Consider the following 12366-nt stretch of genomic DNA (forward strand, 5'->3'; position numbering starts at 1 on the left):
TAGTCTGCGCTTCCCAGGGCCGCCCGGCATTCACGTCGGGTGGCCTTTTTTATTGCCGCTCCTTTAATGGCGGATGCGCACCTTTTTCGGGCCGTCTGGAAATTGGCAAAAACGCCATGGCGTTCTACTACTAAGGTCGTCTGGAAGCCGGCTCGCAGCCGCATACAGTGGATACGTTCCAAAAATAAAAATCTGTGCTGCGAGGATAAAAACAATGAACGACAGCATTTACCTCTCTATTCAGAACAGCCCGCGCTTCAAGGAGCTGGTGAAAAAAAGGGAAAGGTTCGCCTGGATACTCTCGGCGATCATGCTAGGGCTTTACTCCGGATTCATCCTGCTGATTGCGTACGGGCCGCAAGTGCTCGGGACCAAGATCAGTGCCGGTTCTTCGATCACCTGGGGCATCCCCATCGGTGTCGGGCTGATTGTCTCGGCCTTCATCCTGACCGGTATCTACGTGCGCCGCGCCAATGGCGAGTTCGACGACCTGAACAATGCGATTCTCAAGGAGGCTCAGCAATGATCCGGCGTCTACTGGCTCTTTTGAGCATTGCAGCGTTCGCTCCGGCCGCCTGGGCCGCTGACGCCCTGACCGGCGAAGTCCACAAACAACCGCTCAACGTTTCCGCGATCGTCATGTTCGTGGTGTTCGTCGGCGCGACCCTGTGCATCACCTACTGGGCCTCCAAACGCAACAAGTCGGCTGCCGACTACTATGCGGCGGGCGGCAAGATCACCGGTTTCCAGAACGGTCTGGCGATTGCCGGTGACTACATGTCGGCGGCGTCCTTCCTGGGGATTTCCGCGCTGGTGTTCACCTCCGGCTACGACGGCCTGATCTACTCGATCGGCTTCCTGGTGGGCTGGCCGATCATTCTGTTCCTGATCGCCGAGCGCCTGCGCAACCTGGGTAAATACACCTTTGCCGACGTGGCGTCCTACCGCCTTGGGCAAACCCAGATCCGCACGCTGTCGGCCTGCGGTTCGCTGGTGGTGGTGGCGTTCTATCTGATCGCGCAAATGGTCGGTGCCGGCAAGCTGATCCAGCTGCTGTTCGGTCTCGACTACCACGTCGCGGTGATTCTGGTCGGTATCCTGATGTGCCTGTACGTGCTGTTCGGCGGCATGCTGGCGACCACCTGGGTGCAGATCATCAAGGCGGTGCTGTTGCTGTCTGGTGCCTCGTTCATGGCGCTGATGGTGATGAAGCACGTCAACTTCGACTTCAACACCCTGTTCTCCGAATCCATCAAGGTTCACGCCAAGGGCGAAGCGATCATGAGCCCCGGCGGTCTGGTGAAAGACCCGATCTCGGCGTTCTCCCTCGGCCTGGCACTGATGTTCGGTACCGCCGGCCTGCCGCACATCCTGATGCGCTTCTTCACCGTGAGCGACGCGAAAGAGGCCCGCAAGAGCGTGCTGTATGCGACCGGTTTCATCGGCTACTTCTACATCCTGACCTTCATCATCGGCTTCGGCGCGATCCTGCTGGTCAGCACCAACCCGGCCTTTAAAGATGCGGCGGGCGCACTGCTCGGCGGCAACAACATGGCGGCGGTGCACCTGGCCAACGCCGTGGGCGGCAGCGTGTTCCTCGGCTTCATCTCGGCGGTGGCGTTCGCGACCATCCTGGCGGTAGTGGCCGGTCTGACCCTGGCCGGTGCTTCGGCGGTGTCCCATGACCTGTACGCCAGCGTGATCAAGAAGGGCAAGGCCAACGAGAAGGATGAAATTCGCGTTTCGAAGATCACCACCGTCGCACTGGGCGTGCTGGCCATCGGCCTGGGTATCCTGTTCGAAAGCCAGAACATTGCGTTCATGGTCGGCCTGGCGTTCTCCATCGCGGCGAGCTGCAACTTCCCGGTGCTGCTGCTTTCGATGTACTGGAAGAAGCTGACCACCCGTGGCGCCATGATTGGCGGCTGGCTGGGTCTGGTAAGTGCGGTGGGCCTGATGATTCTTGGCCCGACCATCTGGGTGCAGATTCTGCATCACGAGAAGGCGATCTTCCCTTATGAGTATCCGGCGCTGTTCTCGATGATCATTGCGTTTATCGGGATCTGGTTCTTCTCGATTACCGACAAGTCGGCGGCGGCAGAGAACGAGCGTGCGCTGTTCTTCCCGCAGTTTGTGCGTTCGCAGACTGGGTTGGGGGCTAGTGGGGCGGTTTCGCACTGAGGCTTTGTAGGTTGAGTTGAATGGAAAATGCCCTGGTCGAGAGATTGGGGCATTTTTTTGTGGGCGGTTATCGGACTTTCTTGGGGGTGGTTTTAGTTTGTGTGTATATCCGTTGCTGCGGTAACGGCTTCTTAGGGTTCCGCCCTTACGGCGGGTCACTTTTTACAAACGCCTAAAAAGTAACCAAAAACGCTTGCTCCTACGTCCGGCCCGCTCGCTGAGGCTCGGGGTTCCTTCGCTCCGGGATTCATCCGGGGGGCATCGCCTACGGTTTGCTTCGCTGCACCTCCTCTCGATGTGTTTGGCTTCGCCAAACGGTCGCTGCGCTCCCACCCCCGGATGAATCCCTCCACTCAGCCTTCCGACGTCGCCCGAAGATCAAAAGCGGTACTCGAGCTAACGCTCATCGTGAAGAGCGGTGAGCAGGGGATGCTCTTGATCTGGCTTTTGCTCTGGCTCTGGCTTTTGATTTTTTGCCCCTTCGGCAGGCCGAGCGGAGGTGTTCATCAGGGGGTAGGCGCGCAGCGCCGTGCGGCGAAGCCGCATACATCGAGAGGAGGTGCAGCGAAGCAAACCGTAGGCGATGCCCCCTGATGGACACCGTAGCGAGGGAACACTGAGCCTAAGCGAAGTGCCGTACGCCGGGGCAAAGCCTTTTGGTTCCTTTTTGGCGTTTGAAAAAGGGACTCGCTGTAAGAGCGAAACCGCCAGCGGCAGCACCCGAAGAAACGGATATGTACCCAATCAACAAAAAACAGTCGGCCCAAAGGCCGCTGAGATGAAACAAACAAAAACGGCCCCCATTCACATGGAGGCCGTTCCCGTTACAACTTAAGACGTTATCGCAAGACAAGTCTTATTTGCGGTCTTCCAGCTTGGTGATATCCCGCGACTCATAACCAGTGTACAGCTGACGCGGACGGCCAATCTTGTACGGGCTGGAGAGCATTTCCTTCCAGTGCGAGATCCAGCCGACAGTACGTGCCAGGGCGAAGATCACAGTGAACATGCTGGTCGGAATGCCGATCGCCTTGAGGATGATCCCCGAGTAGAAGTCGACGTTCGGGTACAGCGAGCGTTCGATGAAGTACGGGTCGGTCAGGGCGATCTCTTCCAGGCGCATGGCCAGTTCGAGTTGCGGATCGTTCTGGATGCCCAGTTCCTTCAACACTTCGTCGCAGGTCTGCTTCATCACGGTCGCACGTGGGTCGCGGTTCTTGTAAACGCGGTGACCGAAGCCCATCAGCTTGAACGGATCGTTCTTGTCCTTGGCCTTGGCGATGAACTTGTCGATGTTCGAGACATCGCCGATTTCATCGAGCATGGTCAGCACGGCTTCGTTCGCACCGCCGTGGGCAGGGCCCCACAGTGCGGCGATACCGGCGGCGATACAGGCGAACGGGTTGGCACCCGAGGAGCCCGCCAGACGCACGGTGGAGGTCGAAGCGTTCTGCTCGTGGTCGGCGTGGAGGATGAAGATCCGGTCCATGGCCTTGGCGAGTACCGGGCTGATCGGTTTGATCTCGCACGGGGTGTTGAACATCATGTGCAGGAAGTTTTCCGCGTACGACAGGTCGTTGCGCGGGTACATCATGGGTTGGCCCATGGAGTACTTGTAAACCATCGCGGCCAGGGTCGGCATCTTGGCAACCAGGCGGATCGCGGAGATTTCGCGATGCTGCGGGTTATTGATGTCGAGGGAGTCGTGGTAGAAGGCCGAGAGGGCGCCGACTACACCACACATGACGGCCATCGGGTGGGCGTCACGGCGGAAGCCGTTGAAGAAGGTTTTCAGCTGCTCGTGAACCATGGTGTGGTTCTTCACGGTGCCGACGAACTGGGCCTTTTGCTCTGCAGTCGGCAGTTCGCCGTTCAGCAGCAGGTAGCAGGTTTCCAGGTAGTCCGACTTTTCAGCCAGCTGTTCGATCGGGTAGCCGCGGTGCAGCAGGATGCCGTTGTCGCCGTCGATATAGGTGATCTTCGATTCGCAGGAAGCGGTCGACATGAAACCGGGGTCGAAAGTGAAGCGGCCCGTGGCCGTCAGGCCCCGAACATCGATTACATCGGGACCAACGGTGCCGGTTAAAATGGGCAGCTCGACGGGGGCTGCGCCCTCGATGATCAACTGCGCTTTTTTGTCAGCCATGTGGCCTCCTATTTATGCTTGAAATCATCAGACAGACCCCCCACGCAGGGCCCGCACCACTATAGTGAGATAAATTCGAATGTCAATTTGCCTAAAGTCTTGCTCCAGAAGGCTTTAACCGCACTTTTTCCTCGAAATTGCCTGCCATTTACGCCTTTTATACAACTTGTGCAATCAGCTATTGGGGGTAGGCGATTGCGTTGTCATTAGTAGCCTAACTGTCTATACTCGGCGACCGACCGCCAAGGGCTTTTGGGCTTGCTTTCATTGGGGGTCGCATCCCTGGGTGGTGGTTACCTGACCAGTGCACTCCCCAACAACTTTGCCCTGATTGTTAGGGGCTCTTCAGTGTGAAAAAAAAGCCGTGAAAAGCCAACGACCTGTAAACCTAGACCTAAGGACCATCAAACTCCCCATCACCGGCGTTACGTCGTTTCTTCACCGTGTTTCCGGCATCATCCTCTTCCTGGGCCTCGGCATCATGCTTTATGCATTGGGCAAATCCCTGGGTTCCGAGGAAGGTTATGTCGAGGTGAAGGCATGCTTGACCAGCCCGCTGGCCAAGTTCGTAGCATGGGGCCTCCTGTCCGCTCTGCTGTATCACCTGGTTGCCGGTGTGCGCCACTTGATCATGGACATGGGCATCGGTGAGACGCTGGAAGGCGGCCGCCTGGGCTCGAAACTGATCATCGCCGTTTCCGTGGTGCTGATCGTTCTGGCAGGAGTTTGGATATGGTAACCAGCGTTACAAACCTTTCGCGTTCGGGCCTCTATGACTGGATGGCACAGCGCGTGTCTGCGGTCGTTCTCGCGGCTTATTTCATTTTCCTGATCGGCTACCTCGCCGCTCACCCTGGCATCGGCTATGAACAATGGCATGGCCTGTTCGCCCACAACGGAATGCGTATCTTCAGTCTGCTGGCACTGGTTGCCCTGGGCGCTCACGCCTGGGTCGGCATGTGGACCATCGCGACCGACTACCTGACGCCGATGGCGCTGGGCAAGTCCGCGACTGCAGTACGTTTCCTTTTCCAGGCAGTATGCGGCGTCGCGATGTTCGCTTACTTCGTCTGGGGTGTGCAGATTCTCTGGGGTATCTGATTCATGGCTAACATTCCAACGATTTCTTTCGACGCCATCATCATTGGTGGCGGCGGTGCCGGCATGCGCGCTGCGCTGCAGCTGGCACAGGGCGGTCACAAGACTGCCGTGATCACCAAGGTCTTCCCGACCCGTTCGCACACTGTATCCGCCCAGGGCGGCATCACCTGCGCCATCGCGTCCGCTGACCCGAACGATGACTGGCGCTGGCACATGTACGATACCGTCAAGGGTTCCGACTACATCGGTGACCAGGACGCTATCGAATACATGTGTCAGGAAGGCCCGGCTGCGGTTTTCGAGCTGGACCACATGGGTCTGCCGTTCTCGCGTACCGAAACCGGCCGTATCTACCAGCGTCCGTTCGGCGGTCAGTCGAAGGATTACGGTAAGGGCGGGCAGGCTGCCCGTACCTGCGCCGCTTCCGACCGTACCGGTCACGCGCTGCTGCACACCCTTTATCAGGGCAACCTGAAAGCCGGTACCACGTTCCTGAACGAGTACTACGCTGTCGATCTGGTCAAGAACGACGCAGGCGACTTCGTCGGTGTGATCGCCATCTGCATCGAAACCGGTGAAACCACCTACATCCGCGCCAAGGCCACCGTGCTGGCGACCGGCGGTGCAGGCCGTATCTACGCTTCCACCACCAACGCCCTGATCAACACCGGTGACGGCGTCGGCATGGCTCTGCGTGCTGGCGTGCCGGTACAAGACATTGAAATGTGGCAGTTCCACCCGACCGGCATCGCCGGCGCCGGTGTACTGGTTACCGAAGGTTGCCGTGGTGAAGGTGGTTACCTGATCAACAAGCACGGCGAGCGTTTCATGGAGCGTTATGCTCCGAACGCCAAAGACCTTGCCGGTCGTGACGTGGTTGCCCGCTCGATGGTTAAGGAAATCATCGCCGGCAACGGTTGCGGTCCGAATGGCGACCACGTAATGCTCAAACTCGACCACCTGGGCGAGGAAGTGCTGCACAGCCGTCTGCCAGGCATCTGCGAACTGTCGAAGACTTTCGCACACGTTGACCCGGTAGTTGCTCCGGTTCCGGTTGTTCCGACCTGCCACTACATGATGGGCGGCGTTGCCACCAACATTCACGGCCAGGCAATCACCCAGAACGCCGAAGGCGTGGATCAGATCATTCCTGGTCTGTTCGCCGTAGGTGAAGTGGCTTGCGTATCGGTTCACGGCGCCAACCGTCTGGGCGGCAACTCGCTGCTCGACCTGGTGGTCTTCGGTCGCGCTGCCGGCCTGCACCTCGAGAAAGCTCTGACTGACGGCATCGAATACGATGACGCCACCGAAGCCAACATCGAAGCTGCCCTGGCACGCCTGAGCGCGCTGAACAACCGTACCGACGGCGAAGACGTCGCTACCCTGCGTCGCGAGCTGCAAAGCTGCATGCAGAACTACTTCGGTGTATTCCGTACCGGCGAATACATGCAGAAGGGTATTGCCCAGCTGGCCGATCTGCGCAAGCGCATCGCCAACGTGAAGATCAACGATAAGTCGCAGGCGTTCAACACTGCACGTATCGAAGCGCTGGAACTGCAAAACCTGCTGGAAGTGGCCGAAGCTACCGCCATTGCTGCCGAAGTACGTAAAGAGTCCCGCGGCGCTCACGCCCGTGAAGACTTCGAAGACCGTGACGACGAAAACTGGCTGTGCCACACCCTGTACTTCCCGGGTGAGAAACGTGTCGCCAAGCGTGCCGTGAACTTCTCGCCGAAGACTGTTCCGACTTTCGAACCAAAAGTCCGGACTTATTAAGGGTGACCGCCATGTTGAAAGTCAGTGTTTATCGTTACAACCCTGATCAGGACGCTGCGCCGTTCATGCAGGAATTCCAGGTCGATACCGGTGGTAAAGACCTGATGGTGCTGGACGTGCTGGCCCTGATCAAAGAGCAGGACGAAGGTTTCTCCTACCGTCGCTCCTGCCGTGAAGGTGTTTGCGGCTCCGACGGCATGAACATCAACGGCAAGAACGGCCTGGCGTGCATCACGCCGCTGTCCGCTGTCGTCAAAGGTAACAAGCTGGTCATCCGTCCTCTGCCAGGTTTGCCGGTTATCCGTGACCTGGTCGTCGATATGAGCATCTTCTACAAGCAATACGAGAAGGTTAAGCCATTCCTGCAGAACGACACGCCGGCTCCGGCCATCGAGCGTCTGCAGTCCCCTGAAGAGCGTGAAAAGCTCGACGGTCTGTACGAGTGCATCCTGTGCGCCTGCTGCTCGACCTCTTGCCCGTCCTTCTGGTGGAACCCGGACAAATTCCTGGGTCCGGCTGCACTGCTGCAAGCGTACCGCTTCCTGGCAGACAGCCGCGATACCAAGACGTCCGAGCGTCTGGCGTCCCTCGATGACCCGTTCAGCGTTTTCCGCTGCCGGGGCATCATGAACTGCGTCAACGTATGTCCGAAAGGCCTGAACCCGACTAAGGCCATCGGTCACATCCGTAACATGCTGCTTTCGAGCGGCGTGTGATTCAGAAGCTGTAACTGCCGCTGTAAAAAGCGGCATCGCTGCACCGTACAGGTCAAGGCGCGGGCTTCAACCCGCGCCCTGGCTATAACCAGAGCAACAGCCATAAGCTGCGGCTCTTATTTTGAAGAAATGAGACAAGCAGGGGCATCCGGGCTGGTACCCGGACTATCAGTGTGATCCTAAGTGGCTTGTTTTGGTCGCTGCATTCGGACTTCTGCAAGTTTGCTCGGTGTCGACACCGATGGTGTTCCCCTAACCGAGGGTGACCAAGCATGCAAGAAAGCGTGATGCAGCGCATGTGGAACAGCGCCTACCTTTCAGGTGGAAACGCTGCCTATGTGGAAGAGCTTTATGAGCTCTACCTGCACGACCCTAACGCTGTGCCAGAAGAGTGGCGCACCTACTTTCAGAAGCTGCCCGCCGACGGCGGCTCTGCCACCGATGTTTCGCACTCCACAATTCGCGATCATTTCGTGCTGCTGGCGAAGAACCAGCGCCGCGCCCAACCGGTTTCCGCCGGCAGCGTGAGCAGTGAGCACGAGAAGAAGCAAGTTGAAGTGCTGCGATTGATCCAGGCCTACCGTATGCGTGGCCACCAGGCAGCCCAGCTTGACCCGCTGGGGCTGTGGCAGCGTCCTGCACCTGCAGACCTGTCGATCAATCATTACGGCTTGACCAATGCCGATCTTGATACGACCTTCCGTGCCGGCGACCTGTTCATCGGCAAAGAGGAAGCGAGCCTACGCGAAATTCACGAAGCGTTGCAGCAGACATATTGCCGCACCATCGGCGCTGAATTTACGCACATCACCGATTCCGAGCAGCGCCAGTGGTTCCAGCAGCGTCTGGAAAGCGTACGTGGCCGTCCGGAATACTCCGCCGACATCAAGAGCCACCTGCTCGAGCGCGTGACGGCCGGTGAGGGCCTGGAAAAATACCTGGGCACCAAATACCCGGGCACCAAGCGTTTCGGTCTGGAAGGCGGCGAAAGCCTGATTCCGATGCTCGACGAACTGATCCAGCGTTCCGGCTCGTACGGCACCAAGGAAGTCGTCATCGGCATGGCCCACCGTGGCCGTCTGAACGTGCTGGTCAACACCTTCGGCAAGAACCCGCGCGAGCTGTTCGACGAGTTCGAAGGCAAGAAGAAGGTCGAGCTGGGTTCCGGTGACGTTAAATACCACCAGGGCTTCTCGTCCAACGTGATGACCGCCGGCGGTGAAGTTCACCTGGCCATGGCGTTCAACCCGTCCCACCTGGAAATCGTTTCCCCGGTGGTCGAAGGTTCGGTACGTGCCCGTCAGGACCGTCGTAACGACGCGACCGGCGAGAAGGTATTGCCGATCTCCATCCACGGTGACGCTGCATTCGCAGGTCAGGGCGTGGTGATGGAAACCTTCCAGATGTCGCAGACCCGCGGTTTCAAGACCGGCGGTACCGTGCACATCGTGATCAACAACCAGGTCGGTTTCACCATCAGCAACCCGCTGGACTCGCGCTCCACCGAGTACGCCACCGACGTTGCGAAGATGATCCAGGCGCCGATCCTCCATGTGAATGGCGATGATCCGGAAGCCGTACTGTTCGTGACCCAGCTGGCCATCGACTACCGCATGCAGTTCAAGCGTGACGTGGTGATCGACCTGGTCTGCTACCGCCGTCGCGGCCACAACGAGGCCGACGAGCCAAGCGGCACCCAGCCGCTGATGTATCAGCAGATCACCAAGCAGCGCACCACCCGTGAGCTGTACGCTGATCGTCTGACCCAGGGCGGTGTGCTGGACGCAGAGCGTGTTCAGGCGAAAGTCGACGAATACCGCAACGCGCTGGACAACGGTCTGCACGTAGTGAAATCGTTGGTCAAAGAGCCGAACAAAGAGCTGTTCGTGGACTGGCGCCCGTATCTGGGCCACGCCTGGACTGCGCGTCACGACACTCGCTTCGATCTGAAGACCCTGCAGGAACTGTCCGCCAAGCTGCTGGAAATTCCGGAAGGCTTCGTGGTTCAGCGCCAGGTTGCGAAGATCTACGAAGACCGTCAGAAGATGCAAGCCGGCGGCCTGCCGATCAACTGGGGTTACGCCGAAACCATGGCGTACGCGACCCTGGCGTTCGAAGGTCACCCGATCCGCATGACCGGTCAGGACATCGGCCGCGGTACGTTCTCGCACCGTCACGCTGTTCTGCACAACCAGAAAGATGCTGGCACCTACATTCCGCTGAAACACCTGTACGAAGGTCAGCCACGCTTCGACCTGTACGACTCGTTCCTGTCGGAAGAAGCGGTACTGGCGTTCGAATACGGTTACTCGACCACCACGCCGAACGCGCTGGTGATCTGGGAAGCCCAGTTCGGCGACTTCGCCAACGGTGCACAGGTTGTTATCGACCAGTTCATCACCAGCGGCGAGCACAAGTGGGGCCGTCTCTGCGGTCTGACCATGCTGCTGCCGCACGGCTACGAAGGCCAGGGTCCTGAGCACAGCTCGGCACGTCTCGAGCGTTACCTGCAGCTGTGCGCCGAGCACAACATTCAGGTGTGCATGCCGACGACTCCGGCGCAGATCTACCACTTGCTGCGTCGTCAGGTGATCCGCCCGCTGCGCAAGCCGCTGGTAGTGCTGACTCCGAAGTCGCTGCTGCGTCACAAACTGGCAATCTCGACGCTGGAAGATCTGGCCGAAGGTTCGTTCCAGACCGTTATCCCGGAAATCGATGCACTGGACCCGAAAAAGGTCGAGCGCGTGGTTCTGTGCAGCGGCAAGGTCTACTACGACCTGCTGGAAAAACGCCGTGCCGAAGGCCGCGAAGATATCGCCATCGTGCGTATCGAGCAGCTGTACCCATTCCCTGAGGACGACTTGAAAGAAGTCCTGGCTCCTTACACCAACGCCAAAGCGGCTGTCTGGTGCCAGGAAGAGCCGATGAACCAGGGCGCCTGGTACTGCAGCCAGCACCACCTGCGTCGCAGCATCAGCAACCTCAACAAATCTCTCGTACTCGAGTACGCGGGCCGTGAGGCTTCTGCTGCACCTGCATGTGGTTACGCATCGATGCACGCCGAGCAGCAGGAAAAACTGCTGCAAGACGCGTTTACCGTTTAACGCCTTCGCGCACCTGAAACCGAATTTAAGGAACCACAGACAATGGCTATCGAGATCAAAGCCCCCACTTTCCCGGAATCGGTTGCCGATGGCACCGTTGCCACCTGGCACAAACAACCGGGCGACGCCGTCAAGCGTGACGAACTGATCGTCGACATCGAAACCGACAAGGTCGTTCTGGAAGTGCTGGCCACCGCCGACGGCGTGCTGGGCGCAATCGTCAAGGGCGAGGGCGACACCGTCCTGTCCGACGAAGTCCTGGGCTCCATCGTTGAAGGCGGCGCTGCTGCCGCTGCTCCGGCTGCCGCTGCTGCTCCGGCCGCTGCTGCCGCTGCCCCGGCTGCTGCCGGCGCTGACGAAGATGCAATCGCTGCTCCGGCCGCCCGCAAGCTGGCCGAAGAAAACGGCATCAACCTGGCTTCCGTAAAAGGCACCGGCAAAGACGGCCGTGTGACCAAGGAAGACGTGGTTGCCGCTGTTGAAGCGAAGAAATCCGCTCCGGCTGCTGCGCCGAAAGCTGCTGCTCCGGCCGCTGCCGCTCCTGTGTTCGCCGCTGGCGACCGCATCGAGAAGCGCGTTCCGATGACCCGCGTTCGTGCCACCGTTGCCAAGCGTCTGGTAGAAGCTCAGTCGAACATGGCGATGCTGACCACTTTCAACGAAGTCGACATGACCGAAGTCATGGCCCTGCGTTCGAAGTACAAGGACCTGTTCGAGAAGTCCCACAACGGCGTACGCCTGGGCTTCATGTCGTTCTTCGTGAAGGCTGCCACCGAAGCGCTGAAACGCTTCCCGGCGGTCAACGCTTCGATCGACGGCAACGACATCGTTTACCACGGTTATGCCGACATCGGCGTTGCTGTTTCCAGCGACCGTGGCCTGGTAGTTCCGGTTCTGCGTAACGCCGAACACATGAGCCTGGCTGAAATCGAAGGCGGCATCGCCACCTTCGGCAAGAAGGCCCGTGACGGCAAACTGTCGATGGACGAGATGACCGGCGGTACCTTCACCATCACCAACGGTGGTACCTTCGGATCGATGATGTCGACTCCGATCGTCAACCCGCCGCAGGCAGCGATTCTGGGCATGCACAACATCATCCAGCGTCCGATGGCCATCAACGGTCAGGTCGTTATCCGTCCGATGATGTACCTGGCACTGTCCTACGATCACCGTCTGATCGATGGCAAAGAAGCTGTGACTTTCCTGGTGACCATCAAGAACCTGCTGGAAGATCCGGCTCGTCTGTTGCTGGATATCTGATAGAAGCAGCCATGAGCTGCAGGTTTCAGGCTGCCGGAAACGGCAGTCTGGCTTGCAGCTTGCGGCTTGAAGCTTTTCG

The 12366-nt window shown here is 58.9% G+C and carries 9 protein-coding genes; 8 read left to right on the forward strand and 1 reads right to left on the reverse strand.

The window, feature by feature from the left end; genetic code table 11:
- Window positions 1-214: 214 nt before the first annotated feature.
- On the forward strand, window positions 215-526 hold the full coding sequence (locus M5B98_RS13470) for a DUF485 domain-containing protein (RefSeq protein ID WP_085710541.1): 312 nt from the start codon (window positions 215-217) through the stop codon (window positions 524-526).
- Window positions 523-2181 (forward strand): cation acetate symporter, encoded by a 1659-nt coding sequence (locus M5B98_RS13475; protein WP_119428789.1) that lies wholly within the window; start codon window positions 523-525, stop codon window positions 2179-2181. Before M5B98_RS13470 ends, M5B98_RS13475 begins: the two co-directional genes overlap by 4 nt.
- Window positions 2182-3037: 856 nt before the next feature.
- Here the strand turns inward: M5B98_RS13475 and gltA are convergent.
- Window positions 3038-4327 carry a citrate synthase gene (gltA, locus tag M5B98_RS13480; RefSeq protein ID WP_007959044.1) on the reverse strand — a complete coding sequence of 430 codons (1290 nt, stop codon included), beginning with the start codon at window positions 4325-4327 and terminating at the stop codon, window positions 3038-3040.
- 364 nt (window positions 4328-4691) lie between these two features.
- Between gltA and sdhC the strand changes: the two genes are divergently transcribed.
- The 6 genes from sdhC to odhB all read left to right on the forward strand — a co-directional run bounded on the left by sdhC (window position 4692) and on the right by odhB (window position 12287).
- Entirely contained in the window at window positions 4692-5066 is a 375-nt protein-coding gene (sdhC, locus tag M5B98_RS13485; RefSeq protein WP_011333113.1) for a succinate dehydrogenase, cytochrome b556 subunit, read from the forward strand.
- Entirely contained in the window at window positions 5060-5428 is a 369-nt protein-coding gene (gene sdhD, locus M5B98_RS13490; RefSeq protein WP_085710546.1) for a succinate dehydrogenase, hydrophobic membrane anchor protein, read from the forward strand. Before sdhC ends, sdhD begins: the two co-directional genes overlap by 7 nt.
- Window positions 5429-5431: 3 nt before the next feature.
- Window positions 5432-7204 carry a succinate dehydrogenase flavoprotein subunit gene (gene sdhA, locus M5B98_RS13495; RefSeq protein WP_085710547.1) on the forward strand — a complete coding sequence of 591 codons (1773 nt, stop codon included), beginning with the start codon at window positions 5432-5434 and terminating at the stop codon, window positions 7202-7204.
- A gap of 11 nt (window positions 7205-7215) precedes the next feature.
- A complete protein-coding gene (locus M5B98_RS13500; protein ID WP_065260469.1) occupies window positions 7216-7920 on the forward strand; it encodes a succinate dehydrogenase iron-sulfur subunit in 705 nt (234 codons plus the stop codon).
- A 272-nt stretch (window positions 7921-8192) separates the two neighbouring features.
- Window positions 8193-11024 (forward strand): 2-oxoglutarate dehydrogenase E1 component, encoded by a 2832-nt coding sequence (locus M5B98_RS13505; protein ID WP_085710549.1) that lies wholly within the window; start codon window positions 8193-8195, stop codon window positions 11022-11024.
- Between the two features lie 42 nt (window positions 11025-11066).
- Window positions 11067-12287 (forward strand): 2-oxoglutarate dehydrogenase complex dihydrolipoyllysine-residue succinyltransferase, encoded by a 1221-nt coding sequence (odhB, locus tag M5B98_RS13510; RefSeq protein WP_114881938.1) that lies wholly within the window; start codon window positions 11067-11069, stop codon window positions 12285-12287.
- The last annotated feature ends 79 nt before the right edge of the window (window positions 12288-12366 follow it).

The organism is Pseudomonas sp. MWU12-3088 (genome assembly GCF_023242405.1).
In the GTDB taxonomy this organism is placed as follows: domain Bacteria; phylum Pseudomonadota; class Gammaproteobacteria; order Pseudomonadales; family Pseudomonadaceae; genus Aquipseudomonas; species Aquipseudomonas kribbensis.

Bases quoted from the DNA above. Each gene is read 5' to 3' on its own strand.
- M5B98_RS13470 (WP_085710541.1), top strand. From the start codon at position 215: ATGAACGACAGCATTTACCTCTCTATTCAGAACAGCCCGCGCTTCAAG.
- M5B98_RS13475 (WP_119428789.1), top strand. From the start codon at position 523: ATGATCCGGCGTCTACTGGCTCTTTTGAGCATTGCAGCGTTCGCTCCG.
- gltA (WP_007959044.1), bottom strand. From the start codon at position 4,327: ATGGCTGACAAAAAAGCGCAGTTGATCATCGAGGGCGCAGCCCCCGTC.
- sdhD (WP_085710546.1), top strand. From the start codon at position 5,060: ATGGTAACCAGCGTTACAAACCTTTCGCGTTCGGGCCTCTATGACTGG.
- sdhA (WP_085710547.1), top strand. From the start codon at position 5,432: ATGGCTAACATTCCAACGATTTCTTTCGACGCCATCATCATTGGTGGC.
- M5B98_RS13500 (WP_065260469.1), top strand. From the start codon at position 7,216: ATGTTGAAAGTCAGTGTTTATCGTTACAACCCTGATCAGGACGCTGCG.
- M5B98_RS13505 (WP_085710549.1), top strand. From the start codon at position 8,193: ATGCAAGAAAGCGTGATGCAGCGCATGTGGAACAGCGCCTACCTTTCA.
- odhB (WP_114881938.1), top strand. From the start codon at position 11,067: ATGGCTATCGAGATCAAAGCCCCCACTTTCCCGGAATCGGTTGCCGAT.